General features: G+C 63.5%; 13 protein-coding genes. 10 read left to right on the forward strand and 3 right to left on the reverse strand.

Translation table 11 applies throughout. The annotated features are described in order from the left end of the window. Positions 1 to 5 precede the first annotated feature (5 nt). Positions 6 to 974, reverse strand: a complete 969-nt coding sequence (locus H3H51_RS06345; RefSeq protein WP_183088206.1) for a 2-hydroxyacid dehydrogenase — start codon at positions 972 to 974, stop codon at positions 6 to 8. A 79-nt stretch (positions 975 to 1,053) separates the two neighbouring features. Between H3H51_RS06345 and H3H51_RS06350 the strand changes: the two genes are divergently transcribed. Beyond that, on the forward strand, positions 1,054 to 1,683 hold the full coding sequence (locus tag H3H51_RS06350) for a LysE family translocator (protein ID WP_183088207.1): 630 nt from the start codon (positions 1,054 to 1,056) through the stop codon (positions 1,681 to 1,683). A 372-nt stretch (positions 1,684 to 2,055) separates the two neighbouring features. Here the strand turns inward: H3H51_RS06350 and H3H51_RS06355 are convergent, their stop codons facing one another. Next, positions 2,056 to 3,231 (reverse strand): thiolase family protein, encoded by a 1,176-nt coding sequence (locus H3H51_RS06355; RefSeq protein ID WP_183088208.1) that lies wholly within the window; start codon positions 3,229 to 3,231, stop codon positions 2,056 to 2,058. Positions 3,232 to 3,404: 173 nt separating this feature from the next. Between H3H51_RS06355 and H3H51_RS06360 the strand changes: the two genes are divergently transcribed. The 4 genes from H3H51_RS06360 (at position 3,405) to H3H51_RS06375 (ending at position 11,340) form a co-directional block, all read left to right on the forward strand. Then, a complete protein-coding gene (locus H3H51_RS06360; protein ID WP_183088209.1) occupies positions 3,405 to 5,087 on the forward strand; it encodes a fatty acid--CoA ligase in 1,683 nt (560 codons plus the stop codon). A gap of 218 nt (positions 5,088 to 5,305) precedes the next feature. Next, positions 5,306 to 7,072, forward strand: a complete 1,767-nt coding sequence (locus H3H51_RS06365) for a DUF1302 domain-containing protein (protein WP_183088210.1) — start codon at positions 5,306 to 5,308, stop codon at positions 7,070 to 7,072. A gap of 30 nt (positions 7,073 to 7,102) precedes the next feature. Further along, positions 7,103 to 8,470, forward strand: coding sequence for a DUF1329 domain-containing protein (locus H3H51_RS06370; RefSeq protein ID WP_183088211.1), 1,368 nt, complete (start codon positions 7,103 to 7,105; stop codon positions 8,468 to 8,470). 134 nt (positions 8,471 to 8,604) lie between these two features. Continuing rightward, positions 8,605 to 11,340: a LuxR C-terminal-related transcriptional regulator gene (locus H3H51_RS06375; protein WP_183088212.1), complete on the forward strand. Its 2,736-nt coding sequence runs from the start codon at positions 8,605 to 8,607 to the stop codon at positions 11,338 to 11,340. A gap of 3 nt (positions 11,341 to 11,343) precedes the next feature. On the opposite strand, the gene H3H51_RS06380 is transcribed toward H3H51_RS06375, so the two are convergent. Next, entirely contained in the window at positions 11,344 to 12,177 is an 834-nt protein-coding gene (locus H3H51_RS06380; protein WP_183088213.1) for a metal-dependent hydrolase, read from the reverse strand. Between the two features lie 122 nt (positions 12,178 to 12,299). On the opposite strand from H3H51_RS06380, the gene H3H51_RS06385 reads away from it, so the two are divergent. From H3H51_RS06385 to H3H51_RS06405, 5 genes are all read left to right on the forward strand, one after another. Then, positions 12,300 to 13,319, forward strand: coding sequence for an AraC family transcriptional regulator (locus H3H51_RS06385; RefSeq protein WP_183088214.1), 1,020 nt, complete (start codon positions 12,300 to 12,302; stop codon positions 13,317 to 13,319). A gap of 21 nt (positions 13,320 to 13,340) precedes the next feature. Then, a complete protein-coding gene (locus H3H51_RS06390) occupies positions 13,341 to 13,988 on the forward strand; it encodes an MBL fold metallo-hydrolase (protein WP_183088215.1) in 648 nt (215 codons plus the stop codon). Positions 13,989 to 14,071: 83 nt separating this feature from the next. Next, entirely contained in the window at positions 14,072 to 14,746 is a 675-nt protein-coding gene (locus H3H51_RS06395; RefSeq protein ID WP_183088216.1) for an OmpA family protein, read from the forward strand. Between the two features lie 175 nt (positions 14,747 to 14,921). Further along, positions 14,922 to 18,674 (forward strand): PAS domain S-box protein, encoded by a 3,753-nt coding sequence (locus H3H51_RS06400; RefSeq protein WP_183088217.1) that lies wholly within the window; start codon positions 14,922 to 14,924, stop codon positions 18,672 to 18,674. Between the two features lie 99 nt (positions 18,675 to 18,773). Then, complete coding sequence (locus H3H51_RS06405) at positions 18,774 to 20,909, forward strand: putative bifunctional diguanylate cyclase/phosphodiesterase (protein ID WP_183088218.1); 2,136 nt, start codon at positions 18,774 to 18,776, stop codon at positions 20,907 to 20,909. Positions 20,910 to 20,945 lie beyond the last annotated feature (36 nt).

Genomic DNA, 20,945 nt, shown 5'->3' on the forward strand with positions numbered 1-20,945 from the left:
GTAGTTTACCCGTTGACCACCCGCTTGGGCGCACCGGCGAAGAAGTGGCTGGCGTTCTCCGACAACTGACCGACGATGCGTTGGCGTGCCTCGCGACTGCCCCAGGCATTGTGCGGGGTGATGATCAGGCGCGGAATGTCCGCGGCCAGCAGCGGGTTGCCGTTGCGCGGTGGTTCCTCGCGCAGTACATCGAAGGCTGCGCCGCCGAGATGGCCAGCGCGCAGCGCGTCGGCCAGTGCCTGCTCGTCGACCAGGCCGCCGCGGGCGGTATTGATCAGCAGGGCCTGAGGTTTCATCAGCGCCAGCTCGGCGGCACCGATCAGGTTGCGTGTCTCGTCGGTCAGCGGACAGTGCAGGGTCAGGGCATCCACCTGGGGTAGCAGTTCGTGCAGCGGTAGGCGATCTGCACGCGGCGGGCGGCCGGGCAGGGCGCCGAGCAGCACGCGCATGCCGAAGGCCTCGGCCAGGCGTGCCACGGCGCCACCCAGCTCGCCATGACCGAGCAGGCCGAGGGTTTTGCCTTCCAGTTCGATGATCGGGAAGTCCAGCAGGCAGAACTGGCTGGCGCGCTGCCAGGCGCCATCGCGGATGGCCAATTGGTAGTCCGGCAGGCGCGTGGCCAGGGCGAGCAGCAGCATCAGGCAGTGCTGCGCCACCGACGGGGTGCCGTAGCCCTGGCAATTGCATACGCAGATGCCGCGTTCACGGGCGGCGGCGAGGTCGACATTGTTGGTGCCGGTGGCCGAGATCAGGATCAGCTTGAGGTCGGGGCAGGCAGCCAGGGTGGCGGCATCCAGTGCCACCTTGTTGGTGATCGCCACCTGGGCATCCTGCAGGCGTTCAATGACCTGGGCAGGGGGCGTGCTGGCATGCAGGGTCAGCTCGCTGAAGGCTTGGCGCAGCGGCGCCATGTCCAGGTCGCCGAGGTCGAGAGAGGCGTGGTCGAGGAAGACTGCGCGGGTGGGACTATTCATCAGCTGTGCCTGTTTCGCGTCTGTGGACTGGCGTAAGGTTGCCACCCTCACGCGTTGATTCCCACTGTTCGGAGGTCGTATGTACTGGGCTGAGTTTCTCACCGTAGCGTTGATCCACCTGCTGGCCGTGGCCAGTCCCGGGCCGGATTTCGCCATCGTGGTGCGCGAGAGCGTGGCCCACGGCCGCCGCGCCGGGATCTGGACGGCGCTGGGTGTGGGCACGGGGATCTTCGTGCACGTCGGCTATTCGCTGCTCGGCATCGGCCTGATCGTGTCGCAGTCGATCGTGCTGTTCAACGCGCTGAAATGGCTGGCGGCGGCCTACCTGTTCTATATCGGGATCAAGGCCCTGCGCGCCAAGCCGTCCGGCGCGGATGCGCTGGAAGTGGGCACCGATGCTGAAGCGCGCTCGCCGCGTGGCGCCTTCATGACCGGCTTCGTGACCAATGGCCTGAACCCCAAGGCCACGCTGTTCTTCCTCTCGCTGTTCACCGTGGTGATCAACCCGCACACGCCGCTGGCGGTGCAGGTCGGCTATGGCGTGTACCTGGCGTTCGCCACGGCGCTGTGGTTCTGCCTGGTGGCGCTGCTGTTCAGCCAACAGCGGGTGCGCGCCGGCTTCTCGCGCATGGGCCATTGGTTCGACCGGCTGATGGGCGTGGTGCTGGTTGGGTTGGGGATCAAGCTGGCGTTCACTGAGCTGCGCTGAACGGTGCCGTTGTAGGAGCGAGCTCTGCTCGCGAAGCGCTTTACGGGCCTGATTCGCGAGCAGCGCTCGTTCCTACAAGTGCTGCGTACCTTCTCAAGACATCGCTATAAAGAAGCTATGTCTCAGTTACGTGTTGTGTCATCTGACTAGCCGCTTTCCGTGTTGCCGAATGCCTCTGGATTCCCGCCTGCGCGGGAATGACGGAGTGGGTGGGACGACGCTGTGCCACACCTCCTGCCTCGTCATTCCCGCGCAGGCGGGAATCCAGATCGGTGCCCGGGCGGGCGGAAAGGTTTCTCCCCTGGCAACACATAACTTGGACATAGCCATAAAAAAGCCCGCCTAGGCGGGGCTTTTTTTATGCCGTGACGCTTAGATCAGCTCGATGGCTACCGCAGTGGCTTCGCCGCCGCCGATGCACAGCGAGGCCACGCCGCGCTTGCCGCCTTTCTTCTGCAGGGCATTGATCAGGGTGACGATCAGGCGCGAGCCGGTGGAGCCGACCGGGTGGCCCTGGGCGCAGGCGCCGCCGTAGACGTTGACCTTGGCGTGGTCGAGGCCGTGCTCACGCATGGCCAGCATGGTGACCATGGCGAAGGCTTCGTTGATTTCGAACAGGTCGACGTCGTCCTTGCTCCAGCCGGTTTTTTTGAACAGGTTACTCATGGCACCGATCGGCGCGATGGTGAACTCGCTCGGGTCCTGGCTCTGGGTGGCGTGGGCGACGATCTTCGCCAGCGGCTTGAGGCCACGCTTGGCGGCTTCTTCGGCGGTCATCAGGACCAGGGCGCTGGCGCCGTCGGAGATCGAACTGGCGTTGGCGGCAGTGATGGTGCCGTCTTTCTTGAAGGCTGGCTTGAGGCCCGGGATCTTCTCCAGGTTGGCATTCAGCGGCTGCTCGTCGTCCTTGACCACGACTTCGCCTTTGCGGCTGGTGACGGTAACCGGGACGATCTCGCTGGCCAGCGAGCCATCGGCAATGGCGGCCTGGGCGCGTTTCAGCGACTCGATGGCGTAGGCGTCCATCTCTTCGCGGCTGATGCCGTACTTGTCGGCGGTTTCCTGGGCGAAGGAGCCCATCAGGCGGCCGGTACGGGCATCTTCCAGCCCGTCGAAGAACATGTGGTCCTTGATCTCGCCATGGCCCATGCGCAGGCCGGTGCGGGCCTTCTCGAGGATGTACGGGGCGTTGGACATGCTCTCCATGCCGCCGGCGATCATGATGCTGTTGCTGCCGGCCTTGAGCGCGTCATGGGCCTGCATCACGGCTTTCATGCCGGAACCGCACAGTTTGTTGATAGTGGTGCAGCCGGTGGCGGCGGGCAGGCCGGCATTCAGCGAGGCCTGGCGGGCCGGGCCCTGCTTGAGGCCGGCGGGCAGTACGCAGCCCATGATCACTTCTTCCACGTCGCCAGGCTGGATGCCGGCACGGGCCACGGCTTCGCGGATGGCGATGGCGCCCAGCTCCACGGCAGGCACACCGGACAGGCTGCCCTGGAAACCACCCATGGGGGTACGGGCGCCGCTGACGATGACGATATCGGACATCGGGATTACCTCTTGTTGGAAATAGTGGGTACTGCGCAATGGGGGCGATTCTACTCGGTGACTAAAAGTGGCCAAAGAGTCACGGGGAAAATCATTCTTTGGGCTGATTAATGGTCTGGGTCGGGGGCTCTAGATTGGTCGCCAGAGAACAATTCCCCAAAAAGGTATCCGTCATGCTGCAGACCCGTATCATCCCGCCGGCCGAAAACGCCCACGACACCCCACTGTTGCTCAAGCGTCTGCTGCTGTCCGGCATTCGCTACGAGAAGACCCGGGAGATCGTCTACCGCGACCTGGTGCGCTACAGCTACGCCACCTTCAACGAGCGCGTGGCGCGGCTGGCCAACGTGCTCAGCGAGGCCGGGGTGAAGGCGGGTGATACCGTGGCGGTGATGGATTGGGACAGCCACCGTTACCTGGAATGCATGTTCGCCATCCCGATGATTGGTGCGGTGCTGCACACCATCAACATCCGCCTGTCGGCCGAGCAGATTCTCTACACGATGAACCATGCCGACGATAAGTTTGTCCTGGTCAACAGCGAGTTCGTGCCGCTGTACAAGTCGATCGAAGCGCAGCTGACCACGGTCGAGAAGACCCTGCTGCTCACCGACGAGGCAGAAAAGACCGCAGACCTGGGCAATCTGGTCGGCGAGTACGAGAACCTCCTGGCGGCTGCCAGCCCGCGCTACGACTTCCCCGATTTCGACGAGAACTCGGTGGCCACCACTTTCTACACCACCGGTACCACCGGCAACCCCAAGGGCGTGTACTTCACCCATCGCCAACTGGTGCTGCACACCCTGGCCGAAGCCAGCGTGCTGGGCAGCCTGGACAGCGTGCGCCTGCTGGGCACCAACGACGTGTACATGCCGATCACACCGATGTTCCACGTGCATGCCTGGGGCATTCCCTACGCGGCAACCATGCTCGGGCTCAAGCAGGTTTATCCGGGGCGCTACGACCCGGAACTGCTGGTACAGCTGTGGCAGAAGGAGAAGGTGACCTTCTCCCACTGCGTGCCGACCATCCTGCAGATGGTGCTCAATGCCAAGGCCGGCCAGGGCCTGGATTTCGGCGGCTGGAAGATCATCATCGGCGGCAGTGCGCTGAATCGCTCGCTGTACCAGGCGGCCAAGGCCCGCGGCATCCAGCTGACGGCGGCTTATGGCATGTCCGAAACCTGCCCGCTGATCTCCTGTGCACACATCAACGAGGAGCTGCTGGCCGGTAGCGAGGATGAGCGCATCACCTACCGCATCAAGGCCGGCGTGCCGGTTCCGCTGGTCGAGGCGGCGATCATGTCGGCCGATGGCAAGCTGCTACCTGCTGACGGTGAAACCCAGGGCGAGCTGGTGCTGCGCGCGCCCTGGCTGACCATGGGCTATTTCCGCGAGCCGCAGAAAGGGGCCGAACTGTGGGAGCACGGCTGGCTGCACACCGGTGATGTGGCGACCCTCGACGACTTCGGTTTCATCGATATCCGCGACCGCATCAAGGACGTGATCAAGACCGGCGGCGAGTGGTTGTCGTCGCTGGAGCTGGAAGACCTGATCAGCCGTCACCCGGCCGTGCGAGAGGTGGCGGTGGTGGGTATTCCTGATCCGCAGTGGGGTGAGCGTCCGTTCTCGCTGCTGGTGCTGCACGATGGCCAGGTGCTGGATGCCAAGGGCCTCAAGGAACACCTCAAGCCTTTTGTCGAACAGGGCCACATCAACAAGTGGGCGATACCCAGCCAGATCGCAGTTGTTACCGATATTCCCAAGACCAGTGTCGGTAAGCTGGATAAGAAACGCATCCGGACCGATATCGCCCAATGGCAGGCGGCGGGCAGCGCTTTTCTGTCTACCCTGTGAGGGCCTGCCTGCGCGCCTTAGTACTAAAAGCTGAGTTTTGAGCAAACGCTTGGCTCATTAATTGCTGTTTTGCAGCCACTCTGGCCAGTTGCGAATTCCGTGACTGGCCGGTCTAGAGAGGCTGGGGCTGGAAATCACACTTTAGAGGGATCAAGCCTCAGGGCCTGCTAGCTATATTCCGCACCATCCATAACAAAAAAACACATGGAGTAGCGTCGATGACAACAACCAACCCGTTCTGGCGTCTGGCCAAACTGCCTCTGGCAGTCAGCCTCGCCTCAACCCTCGCTGCCCCGGCATTCGGTGTCACCTTCAACATCGGTGAGATCGAGGGTCAGCTGGATTCCTCTCTCTCCGTAGGTGCCAGCTGGTCGGTACGCGGTGCCGAGCCTGCGCTGGTAGGGGCGCGTAATGGCGGTTCTGCATCGTCTCAGACCGGTGACGATGGCCGCCTGAACTTCAAGAAGGGCGAAACCTTCTCGAAGATCTTCAAGGGCATCCACGACCTCGAACTGAAGTACGGCGATACCGGCGTATTCGTTCGCGGCAAGTACTGGTACGACTTCGAGCTGAAAGACGAACAGCGTCTGCTCTATGACATCGACGACCACAATCGCAAAGAGGGTGCACAGTCCTCCGGCTCGCAGATCCTCGACGCATTCATCTACCACAACTACCAAGTCGCCGAACTGCCGGGCAGCGTGCGCCTGGGCAAGCAGGTAGTGAGCTGGGGTGAAAGTACCTTCATCTTCAACTCGATCAACTCGATCAACCCGGTCGACGTTGCTGCATTCCGCCGTCCCGGCGCCGAGATCAAGGAAGGCTTGATCCCGGTCAACATGTTCTACATGTCCCAGAGCCTGACCGATAACCTCTCTGCTGAAGCGTTCTATCAGCTGGAGTGGGATCAGAGCGTTTTGGACAACTGCGGTACCTTCTTCTCGGTCGACGTAGCAGCTGACGGCTGTACAGATCGCCTGGCAGTACTGGGTAGCGACTTTAATGGTCCAGGCACCCCAGGATATGTCTACCTTGGCCGTGCGGGTGATCAAGATGCACGTGATAGCGGTCAATATGGCGTGGCCTTGCGCTGGTTCTCGCCTGAGCTGAACGATACCGAGTTCGGCTTCTACACCATGAACTACCACAGCCGCACACCGATTCTGTCTTACATCTCGGGTCAGGGTGTCTACGGTGTTGAAAACCCGGCTACTGGCGAGGCATATGCCAAGTACTACCTCGACTATCCGGAAGATATCCGCCTGCATGGCGTGAGCTTCTCGACCAACATCGGCTCTACCGCTGTTGCCGGTGAACTCAGCTACCGCCCGAACATGCCGCTGCAGCTCAATACGACGGACCTCACTCTGGCGTCGATTGCGCAACTTGGCCCGGTCTTCACAAATAGCCCGATTTTCACTAGCGGCCATGCTCAGCCTGGTACCGGTGAGTTGCTCAAAGGTTATGTGCGCAAGCCAGTTAGCCAGGCTCAGGTGACCGTGACCCAGTTCGTCGATCAAGTTCTGTTCGCCGAGCGTCTGACTCTGGTTGGTGAAGTGGGCTACACCCACGTGAGCAACTTGGGTGAGAACGAACTGCGCTTCGGTCGAGCACCAGAGTTCGGTTCGGGTGTGCTGCCGACTAATAGTCTCTGCACGGGCCTGGGCAACACTGCTAACCCGGACGAGTGCAACAGCAAGGGCTTCTTCACTGAAACCTCCTGGGGCTACCGCGCTCGCGCCATCCTCGACTACAACGACGTGTTCGCCGGTGTGAACCTGAAGCCGAACGTGTCCTGGTCGCATGACGTCGATGGCTACGGTCCGACCTTCAACGAAGGCAACAAGGCTGTCAGCCTCGGTCTGGATGCCGAGTACCAGAACACCTACACCGCCAGCCTGTCCTACACCGATTACTTCGGTGGCGAGTACAACACCAACGTTGACCGTGACTTCGTCGCGCTCAGCCTCGGCGTGAACTTCTAAGCAGGTCGGAACATAAGGAAAGATATGCACATGAAAACAACAAAATACCTGCTGCAATCCGGTGCCCTGGCTCTGTCCCTGCTGGCTACCAGCGTTATGGCTGCCGTTTCTGCTGATCAAGTTGCCAAGCTCGGCACCAGCCTGACTCCGCTGGGCGCGGAAAAGGCCGGCAATGCTGACGGTTCCATTCCTGAGTGGACCGGCGGCCTGCCGACCAACGCCGGCGCTGCCGATGCGGCTGGCTTCCTGGCCGACCCGTTTGCTGGTGAGAAGCCGCTGTTCACCATCACTGCGCAGAACGTGGATCAGTACAAAGACAAGCTGACCCCCGGCCAGCTGGCGATGTTCAAGCGCTACCCGGACACCTACAAGATGCCGGTGTACACCACGCATCGTTCGGCTACCGTTCCGCAAAACGTGCAGGACGACACCAAGTTCAACGCCGCCAACACCAAGCTGGTACAGGGTGGTAACGGTCTGGAGAACTTCAAGACCGCCAACCCGTTCCCGATCCCGCAGAACGGTCTGGAAGCGGTGTGGAACCAGATCACCCGCTACCGCGGCGGCAGCGTGCGCCGTCTGGTCACCCAGGCGACTCCGCAGGCCAATGGTTCGTTCAGCCTGGTGTACTTCCAGGATGAATTCACCTTCCCGGCCAACCTGACCGACTACGATCCGAGCAAGCCGAGCAACATCCTGTTCTACTTCAAGCAGCGTGTAACCGCTCCGTCGCGTCTGGCTGGTAACGTCCTGCTGGTGCACGAGACCCTCGACCAGGTCAAAGAGCCGCGTCTGGCTTGGCTGTACAACGCCGGTCAGCGCCGTGTACGTCGTGCCCCGCAGGTTTCCTACGACGGCCCGGGTACCGCTTCCGACGGTCTGCGTACCTCCGACAACCTGGACATGTACAACGGTGCTCCTGACCGTTACGACTGGAAGCTGGAAGGCAAGCAGGAGCTGTACATCCCGTACAACTCCTACGCGCTGGACTCGCCGAAGCTGAAGTACGCTGAAATCATCAAGGCCGGTCACATCAACCAGGATCTGACTCGTTACGAGCTGCACCGTGTCTGGCACGTGGTCGGTACGCTGAAAGCCGGCGAGCGCCACATCTACGCCAAGCGCGACATGTACATCGACGAAGACACCTGGCAAGCCGCAATCATCGACCACTACGATGGCCGTGGCGCGCTGTGGCGTGTTGCCGAAGCTCACGCGCAGTACTACTACGACAAGCAAGTACCGTGGTACACCGTGGAAACCCTGTACGACATCGTCTCCGGTCGTTACCTGTCCATGGGCTTGAAGAACGAAGAGAAGCGCGCTTACGAGTTCGGCTTCAAGGCTTCGAGCAGCGATTACACCCCGGCGGCCCTGCGCCAGGCGGGCGTGCGCTAAGTCGCTCTGCGTAACAAGAAAAAGCCGGCCTAGTGCCGGCTTTTTTCTTTGCCGAAAAAATTCCCGGCTTCAAAAGCGGGGGCCAAGGGGATAGGCTGCGGGCAACACTCAGGCAGCGACCCTTGAATCTCTCCGTGACCGATTTATCCCCTGCATCTGCCACCAGCCTCCAGGCCACGCCTGGGGACGGACGTTTCTATCGTCCGCCCCTGCCGGCAGGGCATGTGCGCCGGCCACGCCTGTGCGAACGCCTGGCGCAAGGGGTGGATGGGCGTCTGCTGCTGGTCTGCGCGCCGGCTGGTTTCGGCAAGAGCTCGCTGGCCATCGAATTCTGCGAACGTTTGCCGGTGCAATGGCAGAGCCTGTGGCTTGGCCTGAACCGTCGTGACAGTGATCCCGGGCGTTTCCTCGAGCGCCTGCTCGAAGGGCTGCGCCAGCACTTTCCAAACCTGGGCGAAGAAGCGCTCGGCATGCTGAAAATGCGCCAGCGCCACCAGCCCTTTGCCTTCGAGGAATGGCTCGACGGGCTGCTCGATGAGCTGGGCGGGCGGGTCGATCCTGCCGCACCGCTGTTGCTGGTGCTCGATGATTACCACCTGGCGCAAGGCGCGGTGCTGGATCGTTGCCTGCAGTTCTTCCTCAATCACCTGCCTAGCGGCTTGCTGGTGCTGGTCACCAGCCGGCAGCGGCCCGACTGGCACCTGGCGCGCCTGCGGCTGTCGCGTCAGCTGCAGGAGTTGCACGAACAGGACCTGCGCCTGACCCTCGAAGAAACCCGCACGTTGTTGTTCAACCAGGGCGCGAGCCTGGCCGGCGACGAGCTGGATGGCCTGTTGCAGCGCAGCGAGGGCTGGGCTGCCGGCCTGCGCCTGTGGCTGATCACCGCCAACGAGCGGCAGGAGGCGGACGAAGCCACGCGCGATCTGCATGGCGGCGAAGGGCTGATCCGCGATTACCTGCTCGAAGAGGTGATCGAGCGTCAACCTGCTGAAGTGCAGTCATTCCTCTATGACACGGCCTGCCTCGAACGCTTTTGCGTTGAGTTGTGCGATGCCATGCGCGATGCCCACGACAGCGCCGAGATTCTTCAGCACCTGCAGGCCCACCAGGTTTTCCTGGTGCCGCTCGACGAGCAGGGCCGCTGGTTCCGTTATCACCATCTGTTCACCGACCTGTTGCGCTCCACCTCGGCAGCTCCGTTGTCGCTGCCACCGGCCAGCCTGCACCTGCGCGCCTGCCGTTGGTTCAGTGGCCAGGGCATGCTGGCCGAAGCGGTGGAACAGGCCCTGCGTGCCGGCCAGCCGGATGTGGCGGCCAGCCTGGTGCAGAATTTTTCCGAAGAGCAACTGCTGGCCGAGCAGAACGTCGCCATGCTGCTGCGCTGGAAGATGGACCTGCCCGACAGCCTGCTGACCAGTACGCCGCGCCTGATCGTGCTGTACAGCTGGGCCCTGGCCCTGGCCTGCCAGCTGGATGCCGCCGAGGACCTGGCCAACCAGCTGGCGCGCTTCCTGCCGGCGCCGACCGCTTGCGAGCAGCAGAGCCTGCTGGCGCAGTGGCTGGCGGTCAGCGGGGTCATCGCGCGCGGGCGCGGCGACAGTCAACGCGCCGAACAGTATTTTTCCGAAGCGCTGGCGAGCATGCCGCCAGAGCGCTTCGGCCCACGCCTGCTGTGCTTGTCGACGCTGGCCAACCTGGCCGTGGTGCGCGGTGACCTGTGGCGCGCCCGCGGGCTCAACCGCGAAGCCCTGGAGCTGGCGCAGCGCCAGGGTAATCCGCTGTTCGAGGCGCTCTGTCATTACGACCGCAGCCGGGTGTTGCAGGCGCGGGGGGAAATCGTCCGGGCCCTGGAAGAAGTGCGTTGCGGCCTCGAGCGCCTGCGCGATCTGCCCACGCAACGCCTGTACGCCGCTCGGGCGCGGCTGACCTTATACGAAGGTTTCCTGCTATCCCTGCGCCTGCAGCCGGATGAGGCACGTAGCCGCCTGCAGGCCGGTATCGCTGAGGCCCGTGGCTGTCGCGATATCAGCCTGCTGATCGGCTACTGCATGCTCGCCAGCGAAGACGGGCGTAATGGCCGCTTTACCGAAGCCTTTGCGCAGTTGGCGGAAGCCGAGCGGCTGATGCATATCTGGGATGTGCCGCCAGTGTATTACCTGGCGATGATCACTATGGCCAAGTGCGAACTCTGGCTGACCCAGGGGCAAGTCGACCTGGCCAATGCCTGGCTGATGCGCCTGGCCGAAACCTATGGCGGCGATAGCGCGGCCGCGGCCCCGGAGTTCCACCCGCAGCTGCCCTTGCATATCGAACTGCACCGCGCAGCGCTGGAGCGTCGCCAGGGGTTGCTGAGCGAGGCGGAGCGCCGCTTGCGGGCGTTGATCCTGCATGCGCCGAGTTGCGGTGGGCAGTTGCTGGGCAGCTTTGCGCAGATCCAGCTGATCCTGCTGCTGTGCGCGGTAGGGCGTGAGCGTGAGGCTCAGCAGCAACTGCATGGCAGCCTGCTGGCAGCCAGCGGCGGCGCCTTGTTGCCGTTCCACGAGTTGTTGTCGCATCAGCCGGACTGGCTGCGTGCGCAACTGCGCAGTGCGCCGCCATCGCCCCTGGGGGAGAGGTTGCAGGCGCTGCTGCCGGCGGAGCAGGTGAGTGAGGGGCAGGTGGTCTGCGCCCCGGCGGAGGCGTTGAGCACCCGCGAGCTGGCGGTGCTGGCACTGATCGCCCAGGGTTGCTCGAATCAGGAGATCAGCGAGCGCCTGTTCATCTCGCTGCACACGGTGAAGACCCACGCCCGTCACATCAACAGCAAGCTGGGGGTCGAGCGGCGTACCCAGGCCGTGGCGCGGGCCAAGGGCCTGGGGCTGCTGCGCTGATGCTTAGCTGGCCTCGGCCGGGACGTCGAACTCGCGGCGATAGTGCTCGATGACCTGCAGGTTGTCGTGCTGCCAGGGGTGGAAGTCGCGGCTGAAATAGTCGCAGTAGACCCGCCACAGCGGCCTCAGGATGCCGCGGCTGCCCCACAGCCAGACCAGGCCGTCACGCCAGACCCTCCAGTTCCACAGCAGGCCGTCGCGCTTGAGCATGTGCACCAGGCCCTTGAAGGTGTCGAGGGTGAAGAACAGGGTGCTTTGCAACATCGCCCGACGCCGTAGCCAGACACTGCCGCAGACCTGCTGGTACAGGTCGAACGCCACGGCCTTGTGTTCGCTTTCCTCCAGCGCATGCCAGCGCCACAGGCGTGCCATGGCCGGGTCTGCGCCTTGCATCCAGTCCGGGTTCTGCAGAATCGCGTCGGCCATGATGGCGGTCAGGTGCTCCACCGAAACGGTCGCCGCCAACTGGACCTTCGCCGGCAGGTGCTTGCGCACGAAGGCCAGGCGTCCCTTCAGACGCCGCTCGAGGTAGTCGAGGTCGTAGCCGCTGGCACGCAGGGCGTCGCTGTAGTGTTCATGCTCGCGGCTGTGGTGCGCTTCCTGGCCGATGAAGCCGCGGATCTGCTGCAGCTGCTGCGGGTCGCTGACCCGATCGCGGTAGTGCCGCACCGAGTCGATGAAGAAGCGCTCGCCGTCCGGAAACAGCAGCGACATGGCATCGAAGAAGTGGCTCTTGAACGCATCGCCGCCATGCCAGTGGCGTGACCACGGCTGAGGAAAGTCGAACCCGGGCTGGCGCGGCTTGATCTGCAGATCAGGCGGGGTAGGGTTGGCCATGTTGCCTCCCATCTCGTTGTTATGATGGGTTCGACTATGGCCTTGCCGGCTTTTGTCGGACAAGGTTATCTTCAGCCAATCTCAGGGTCATATCCGGCCACTGGCACTAGCCGAGACTATCGATGAGCAAGCCGCTGACGTTCAGCTCCGAGTTGGTCCCGATCACCTACGCCGAGGCGCTGCTGACCCTGGCCTGTGAGCGCGGTATGCCGCGCGCGGAGCTGCTGCAGGCTGCGGGTGTGTCGGCGCAGGTGCTGGAAAATCCGGGCGGGCGTATCTCGTTCATGGATTTTCACCAGCTCGCCAATACCGCGCTGCTGCACTGTGACGAGCCGGCGCTGGGCCTGTTGCTGGGGCAGCGGCTGAATGCATCGGCCCACGGCATCCTCGGCTATGCACTGCTGTCCAGCGCCAACCTGGGCAAAGCCATCCAGTTCGCCCTGAAGTACTACCGGGTACTGGGCCTGACCTTCGAACTGGAGCTGCTGGAACATGTCGATCACCTTGAGTTGCGTGCCATGGAGTCGGTCCCCCTCGGGGCGTTGAGCCGTTTTGCCGCCGAAAGCCTGAACGCCAGCCTGTACAGCATTGCCTGCTTTCTGCTCGGCGAGGCGCCGCAGGGCGTGACTCTGGGCTTCGCCTACCCGGCGCCTGAGCATGCGCCGCGCTATGCAGAAGTGTTCGGTGCGCCGGTGCAGTTCGAGCAGTCGTGGCACTGGTTCAAACTGCCGCGCAGCTATCTCGAACGGCCCATGGCCCTGGCCAACCCGGCGACCATGCAGATGTGCGAGCAACAGTGCGAAGCGTTGCTGGCCACCCTCGATGTGCGCGATGGCCTGCTCAGCCGGGTACGCCGCCTGCTGCTGGCGCGCCCGGGCGACTTTCCCGATCTGGACAGCGCCGCCCGCGCCCTGCACACCAGCGGGCGTAGCCTGCGCCGGCACCTGGCCGTGGCCGGCACCAGCTACCAGCAGGTACTCGATGAGGTGCGTCAGCGCCTGGCGCAGCAGTACCTCAGCACCACCCATTTGCCGCTGTACGAGATTGCCCTGCTGCTGGGCTTCAGCGACCCGTCCAATTTTCGCCGGGCCTTCCGCAAGTGGACGGGCAAGCAGCCGAGCGATTATCGTGCCGCCCCCTGATCTGACCCCGAGGACACGCCGATGCCCGCCAGCCCAACGCCCAGCCTGATCCGCGAAACCTTCCCGGTCGGGCCTTTGCAGTGCAATTGCACGATCATTGGCGACCCGCTGAGCAAGAAGGCCATCGTGGTCGACCCGGGTGGCAATCCCGAACTGATCATGGCGCGCCTCGATGCCCACGGCCTCAAGGTGGTCAGCATCATCCACACCCATGCGCACCTTGATCACTTCCTCGCTTCCGGGCAATTGAAGGAGCTGACGGGAGCCACCCTGCACCTGCACAAGGAAGACCAGTTCCTCTGGGACAACCTGGAAATGCAGTGCCGCATGTTCGGCGTGCCCTATGTCCCGGTGCCGGCGCCGGATCAGTGGCTGGCCGACGACGAGGAGCTGGCTTGCGGCTGCGGCGTGGCGCTGCACACGCCTGGGCATACGCCGGGCTCGACCAGTTTCTGGTTCCCGGAAGCCAAGTTGCTGATTGCCGGCGACACCCTGTTTCGTCGGGGCATCGGCCGTACCGATCTGTGGGGCGGCGACTACGCGACCATCGAGCGCTCGATCAAGCAACGCCTGTACAGCCTGGATGAAGACGCCACCGTGGTCACCGGCCACGGCCCGGATACCCTGCTGGGTGATGAGATGCGTGAGAACCCTTTTATCCGTGCCTAAGAGCAAGGAATCTTCTTCAACTAACGTGTTCCAATAGCGGTCAGCCGCTCCGGCTGAGTCCTCTGTTCGTGGGAGTCCAATCCATGTTTACCCCTTCACGCCTGATCCTTGTCGCCACCCTGGCGGCCCTGATGACGGGCTGTGCTTCGCAAAATCCCTATGACACGCAAAGCTCCGGTGGCGTGAGCAAGACGGCCAAGTACGGCGGCCTGGGTGCGCTGGCTGGCGCGGTCGCCGGCGCGGCAATCAACCACGACAATCGCGGCAAGGGCGCACTGATCGGTGCCGCCGTTGCCGGTGCAGCGGGTGCCGGTTATGGCTACTACGCCGACAAGCAGGAAGCCGAGCTGCGTCGCAGCATGGAAGGCACCGGGGTGCAGGTTGAGCGCCAGGGCGACACCATTCAGCTGATCATGCCGGGCAACATCACCTTCGCTACCGATTCGGCGGATATCGCCAGCAGCTTCTATACCCCGCTGAACAACCTGGCCAGCTCCTTCCGCCAGTACAACCAGAACAGCATCGAGATCGTCGGCCACACCGACAGCACCGGCAGCCATCAGTACAACATGAGCCTGTCGCAGCGCCGGGCGCAGAGCGTGGCCAACTACCTGTCGGCCCAAGGCGTCGACGGTTCGCGCCTGAGCACCCGCGGTGCCGGCCCGGATCAGCCGGTGGCCAACAACGCCACGCCTGATGGGCGCGCGCAGAACCGTCGGGTGGAAGTGACCCTGCGGCCGTTGCCCGCACAGCAATAAGTCCAACGTTACCAACAAGGCCCTCATTCGAGGGCCTTGTTGTTTGTGCCGCCTGTCATGTGCATGGTGGTGCACAGATTCCTGACTAGACTCTCAACAGAAATTCTCTCTGGCTTGAGCTGGTTCGGTGTGCGTCAGGTGAGCGACGTGCGCCGTCTAAGGATGACAAAACCGCATGGACGCAACCGCTCCCAACGCCCACGTACGCAAACCCTGGATCCCCTTGCTGGTCTCGGCCCTGTTGATGCTCGGGTTGGGCTCGCTGGTGAGCTGGCAATGGCTGGCACTGCGTGGCAGTGCCGCTGCCGAGCAGGAGCAGCGCTTCGCCCTAGCCGTGGATGGCGTCGAACAGAGTGTGCGCGATCGTCTGCGGGCCTATGAAATGGTCCTGCGTGGCATGTCCGGTCTGCTGGCGGGTAGTGCGGATGTGTCGTTTGATGAGTGGCAGCGCGCGGCAGAGCAGTTGCAGCTGCAGGAGCGCTATCCCGGCATCCAGTCGCTGAGCTGGGGACGCTACCTCAAGGCTGCCGAGCTGCAGCCGTTCATCGAGGCGGAGCGGGCAGCCGGACGCAGCGAATTCCAGGTGTTCCCACCGGGCCAGCGCGAGCTGTACGCGGTGGTCGACTACGTCAACCCGCTGGACTGGCGCAACCGCCGCGTGGTGGGTTACGACATGTTCAGCGACCCGACCCGCCGGCAGGCGCTGGAGCAGACCCGCGACAGCGGCGAGTCGCGGCTGACGGGGCCGCTCAAGCTCAAGCAGGAAACCGAGGAAAGCACCCAGGTCGGCGCCTTGCTGTACCTGCCGGTGTACCGCCGTGATGCGCCGTTGAGCAACCAGGCCGAGCGCCAGGAGGCGCTGCTGGGCGTGGTGATCGGTTCGTTCCGTATGGGTGATCTGATGCGCGGCATTCTTGGCAGCAGCGCCGAGTTGTTCCGCATCGAACTGCTGGATGTAGCGGACAAGCAGACCCCGTTGTTGCAGCAAGAGGCCTCGGGTGGGCATATCTCGCGTTTCGAGGCGCAGCGCCCCCTGCATTTCTACGGCCGCGACTGGCAGCTCAAGGTGCGCAGCATGCCGCGCTACGAGGCCACGCAGCGCAATGGCGATCTCAGCTTCAGCCTGATCAGCGGCCTGGCTGCCTCGCTGCTGCTGTCGTTGCTGGTCGGTGGCTACCTCTACCTGCGCGAGCGTTCGCTGACCTACAGCGAGCGTCAGAGCCACGATCTGCGTGAGCGCGAGGAGCGCTTTCGGCTGGTGGTGGAGGCCTCGCCCAACGCCATCGTGCTGGCCGACCGCAGTGGCCGCATCACCATGATCAACCGCCAGACCGAGCTGCTGTTCGGCTATGGCCGTGAGGAGCTGGTCGGGCAGCCAGTGGAGAAACTGCTGCCCGACGCCATTCGCAGCGCGCATGTCGGCCTGCGCGAGAACTACCAGAGCGCGCCCGAGCCACGGCGCATGGGCGGTAATCGCGAGCTGTTCGGTCAGCATCGCGATGGCCGTTCGATTCCCCTGGAGGTCGGCTTGTCGCCGATCCGCACCGGCGATGAGCTGCTGGTACAGGCCGTGATCATCGACATCAGCGCGCGCAAGGCCGCCGAGGAGCGCTTTCGCCAGGTGGTGGAGGCTTCACCCAACGCCATCCTGCTGGTCGATGGCAAGGGCCGGGTGGCCATGGCCAACCGGCAGACCGAGGAAATGTTCGGCTACCCGCGCAGCGAGCTGATCGGCCAGCCGGTCGAGAGGCTGCTGCCCGAGTCCTTGCGCGCCATGCACCCGGGCATGCGCCAGAACTTCTTCAATGACCCCTCGCCACGCAGCATGGGCAACAACCGCGACCTGTTCGGCCAGCACCGCGATGGCCGCTTGATCCCACTGGAGGTGGGCCTGTCGCCCCTGCGCACCGGTGAAGAGCTGCTGGTGCAGGCGGTGATCATCGACATCAGCGAGCGCAAGGCGGCGGAGCAACGCTTGCGCGAACAGGCCGAGCAGTTGGCGCTGGCCAACCGCTACAAGTCCGAGTTCCTCGCCAACATGTCCCACGAGCTGCGCACGCCGCTCAACAGCATCCTGATTCTCAGCGAGCAACTGAAGCAGAACATGGCCGGCAACCTCACCGAGAAGCAGGTCAAGCATGCCGACATCATCTACAAGGCCGGCAACGACCTGCTGCAACTGATCAACGATGTACTTGACTTGGCTAAGATCGAAGCCGGGCGGGTGCAGCTCAAGCTGGAGCCGCTGAACGTCCACGATATGTTGGTGGAGCTGGATGCCAGCCTGCGGCCGATGGCCGAGATCAAAGGGCTGCGCCTGCTCAGCAGCATTGAGCCCGGTGTGCCACGGGTGATCCATATCGACCGTGGGCGGCTGTACCAGATCCTGCGCAACCTGCTGTCCAATGCGCTGAAGTTCACCGAGCACGGCGAGGTCGAACTGCTGATCAACCGCAGCATGACGCCCCTGGATGATGAGCGGGAGACCCTCGAGATCGTCGTCCGCGACACCGGTATCGGCATCGCCGCGGAACAACATGAGCGCGTCTTCCAGGCCTTCCAGCAGATCGATGGCTCCATCAGTAGGCGCTTCGGTGGTACAGGGCTGGGCCTGGCCATTACTCGCCAGCTGGTCGAAGCGCTGGGCGGCAAGATCCGCCTGGAGAGCATCGCCGGTGCCGGTTCGCGCTTCATCGTGCTGTTGCCGGTGGTGGCTGTGGCTCAGGCCGAGCCGGACGAGCCGCTGAGCAGCGCGCCGCTGCGCAGCGGGCAGGGGCCGGCGATATTGGTGGTGGAGGATGACCTCAACTTCGCCTCGGTGATCGCCGAGGAGGCCCAGGCCCACGGTTTTTCCAGCGTGCTCTGCCGCAATGGCAAGCAGGCGATCAACCTGCTGCAGAGCGAGCGCTTCGCGGCGGTGATCATCGACATCCTGTTGCCGGATATCAGCGGCTGGCAGATCTACCGACGCCTGCGGGGCCTGGTGCAGTACCGCGATATCCCGGTGCATATCCTGTCCTGCGTGCCGCAACCGCAGGACTGGCACGAGGACGGTACGCGTTACCTGGTCAAACCCATCGGCCGTGAGGCGTTGGAGCAGGTCTTCCACGATATCGGCAGGCCCGATATCGGCACCCGGCCACTGCTGCTGGTGGAGGATGTCGAGGTCGAGCGCGAGCACTACCGCGAGCACCTGCAGCAGTTGGGTTTTGCGGTGACGGCGGTGGCGACGGCCGAGGCGGCCCGCGATGCCTATGGCGCGCGGAGTTTCAGTGCCCTGGTGATCGATCTCGATCTGCCCGACGCGGATGGTTTCGACCTGCTGGAACTGCTCAATCGCGAGCGCCCGCTGCATGGCAGCCAGGTGGTGATCAACACTGGTGTGGACGTTACCCGCGTTGACTTGCAGCACCTGCGCCGTTACTCGGCGGTGGTGGTGCGCAAGAGTGGCGATGATTTGCGGCCACTCAGCTCTGCCCTGCAGGGCTTCCTCACCACGGTGCGCGAACCGCAGGTCGATAGTTCGGGGCTGGCCGGCAAGCGTGTGCTGCTGGTGGACGATGACGTGCGCAACATTTATGCGATGACTGCACTGCTCGATGAAATAGAGCTCATCGTGGTGCCGGCCAAGGATGGCGTGGAGGCGCTGGAATGCTTCGCCCGCGAACCCTTCGATCTGATTCTGATGGATATGGCGATGCCCAACATGGATGGCTACACCGCCACGCGGCTGCTCAAGGAACAGCACGATTGCCGGATTCCGGTGATCGCCCTGACGGCCCATGCGATGAAGGGCGACCGCGAGAAATGCATCACCGCGGGCGCCGACGACTACCTGGCCAAACCGGTTGGGCGTCAGGAACTGCTGGAAATGCTCCAGCGCTGGATCAACACCCCGATCGAGCCGCAGAGTCGAGCACGCCAATGACGGCGCGATATGGTGAGTGCTGCAAGCGGTGGCAGGCCTCGGGTTGGGGTGGGCAATGTTCAAGGCTGATGGCGCAAGGGCGCGCCATGGGAGGGCTGGATGACGCGGCTGCAGCTTGAAACACCGGTGGACAGTCAGGTGTTGCTGGTGGTGGATGATCGCGAGGAGAACCTGGTGGCCATGGAGGCGCTGCTGGGCGATGGCCAGTGGAACGTGCGCACGGTCAACTCTGGCGAAGCCGCCCTGCAATGCATGCAGTCCGAGGATGTCGGGCTGGTGTTGCTCGATGTACAAATGCCGAAAATGGACGGTTTCGAGGTGGCGCGCCTGATGCGTGGCAGCCCGAATACCCGCTACACGCCGATCATCTTCCTCTCCGCCATCGCTCATACCGAGGACTCGGTGCTGCACGGCTATGCCATCGGCGCGGTGGACTTCATCCTCAAGCCCTTCGACCCCAAGGTGCTGCGGCACAAGATCAATGCCCTGCTTGAGCACGAGCGCCATCGTCACGAGATGCAACTGCTCAGTCAGCAACTGGACAGTGCGCGGGCCTTCAATGCCTCGGTGCTGGAAAACGCCTCGGAAGGCATCATGGTGATCGGCCAGGATGGCCTGATCAACTTCGCCAACCCGGCCATGGCGCAGATGCTTCATGGCGACGTGGCCGACTTGCAGGGCACCCAGTTGCTGTCCTACCTGCGGGCGCCGGAGATGGCGCAGAACTGGCAGGAAACCGAGTTCTACCGGCACTGGCGCGCCGGCCAGACCTACCGGCTGCACGATGCGGTGCTGAATACCTTCAGCGGCAGCTTCCTGCCTGTTGCGTTGTCCTGTTCACCGCTGCCGCAGTACCAGAACTCGATGGTGCTGATCGCCCTGGACATGTCTGTGGTGAGCAACTTGCACGCGCAACTCGAATCACAGGCGGTTACCGATGCCCTGACCGGCCTGCACAACCGACGCGGCTTCAACCAGGCGCTGGAGTCGGCGCTTTCACGCATCGACCGCAGCGGCAAGCGCATGGCGGTGATCTACCTGGACCTCGATGGCTTCAAACGGATCAATGACTCCCTCGGCCACGCCGCCGGCGACATTGTGCTGCGCCGCGTGGCCGAGCAACTGAAGACCTGCCTGCGTCCCTACGACGTTCTCGCGCGCATGGGCGGGGACGAGTTCACTGCGTTGCTCGATTCGCTCGACCACCCGGAGGATGCCGCGCGGGTGGCCGAGAAGCTGATCGAACTGGTGTCGGTGCGGCACAAGGTGGACGGCATCGAGTTCACCGTTGGTGCCAGTGTCGGCATTGCCTGCTACCCGGAGTGCGGGCAGACGGTGGATGGCCTGCTGCGTTCGGCGGACATGGCCATGTACGAGGCCAAGCGCGCCGGGCGTCAGCAGTACCGCTTCTTCTCGCCGGAAATGAACGGCCGCGCGCGCTCGCGGTTGATGCTCGAAGAAAGCCTGCGCATGGCCATCGAGCAGGACGATTTCGTGTTGGTCTATCAGCCGCAGATCGACCTGGCTACCGGCCGCCTGCGCGGCTTCGAGGCGCTACTGCGCTGGCAACACCGGGTGGCCGGTACCGTCTCGCCAGGGGTGTTCATTCCGCTGCTGGAGGAAACCCGGCTGATCAACCGGGTGGGCGACTGGATCTTCCGCCAGGGCATCAGCCAGTGCCGCTCCTGGCGTGAGCGTTTTGGCGAAGAGCTGGTACTCAGCCTCAACGTCAGCCCGGTGCAATTCGGTATGCCGCAGCTGGTGGATGACCTGCGCCGGGTGTTGGAGGAGCTGCAACTCAATCCGGCCCAGCTGGAAGTGGAGGTGACCGAAAGCGCGCTTATGCAGGACCTCGACAACACCCGCGAGCAGTTGCAGCAACTGCGCGAGCTGGGCGTGCGCATTGCCATCGATGATTTCGGCACCGGTTACTCGTCGCTGGCGTACTTGCGGCATTTCGAGATCGACACGCTGAAGATCGATCGGCTGTTCATCGCCAACATGCTCGACTCGCCGAAGGATGCCGCCATCGTCAGCACCATCATCGACCTGGCCCATCACCTCGAACTGGAAGTGATTGCCGAAGGGGTGGAAACCATCGAGCAGCGCGACTGGCTGATCGCCCACCAGTGCAGCACCATGCAGGGCTTTCTGGTGGCGCCGGGCCTGTCGGTGGACAAGGCCGGCAGTTTTCCGCTGCGGCTCGACTGGTCGACCTGGAAACCCGATGCATAAGCCCATGGGGCGTGCTCTGCTGGCAAACGGCTGACG

The organism is Aquipseudomonas ullengensis (assembly GCF_014174475.1).
In the GTDB taxonomy this organism is placed as follows: Bacteria; Pseudomonadota; Gammaproteobacteria; order Pseudomonadales; family Pseudomonadaceae; genus Aquipseudomonas; species Aquipseudomonas ullengensis.

Coding starts and splice junctions, on each gene's coding strand:
- H3H51_RS06345 (WP_183088206.1), bottom strand. CDS start 974: ATGAATAGTCCCACCCGCGCAGTCTTCCTCGACCACGCCTCTCTCGAC.
- H3H51_RS06350 (WP_183088207.1), top strand. CDS start 1,054: ATGTACTGGGCTGAGTTTCTCACCGTAGCGTTGATCCACCTGCTGGCC.
- H3H51_RS06355 (WP_183088208.1), bottom strand. CDS start 3,231: ATGTCCGATATCGTCATCGTCAGCGGCGCCCGTACCCCCATGGGTGGT.
- H3H51_RS06360 (WP_183088209.1), top strand. CDS start 3,405: ATGCTGCAGACCCGTATCATCCCGCCGGCCGAAAACGCCCACGACACC.
- H3H51_RS06365 (WP_183088210.1), top strand. CDS start 5,306: ATGACAACAACCAACCCGTTCTGGCGTCTGGCCAAACTGCCTCTGGCA.
- H3H51_RS06370 (WP_183088211.1), top strand. CDS start 7,103: ATGAAAACAACAAAATACCTGCTGCAATCCGGTGCCCTGGCTCTGTCC.
- H3H51_RS06380 (WP_183088213.1), bottom strand. CDS start 12,177: ATGGCCAACCCTACCCCGCCTGATCTGCAGATCAAGCCGCGCCAGCCC.
- H3H51_RS06385 (WP_183088214.1), top strand. CDS start 12,300: ATGAGCAAGCCGCTGACGTTCAGCTCCGAGTTGGTCCCGATCACCTAC.
- H3H51_RS06390 (WP_183088215.1), top strand. CDS start 13,341: ATGCCCGCCAGCCCAACGCCCAGCCTGATCCGCGAAACCTTCCCGGTC.
- H3H51_RS06395 (WP_183088216.1), top strand. CDS start 14,072: ATGTTTACCCCTTCACGCCTGATCCTTGTCGCCACCCTGGCGGCCCTG.
- H3H51_RS06400 (WP_183088217.1), top strand. CDS start 14,922: ATGGACGCAACCGCTCCCAACGCCCACGTACGCAAACCCTGGATCCCC.
- H3H51_RS06405 (WP_183088218.1), top strand. CDS start 18,774: ATGACGCGGCTGCAGCTTGAAACACCGGTGGACAGTCAGGTGTTGCTG.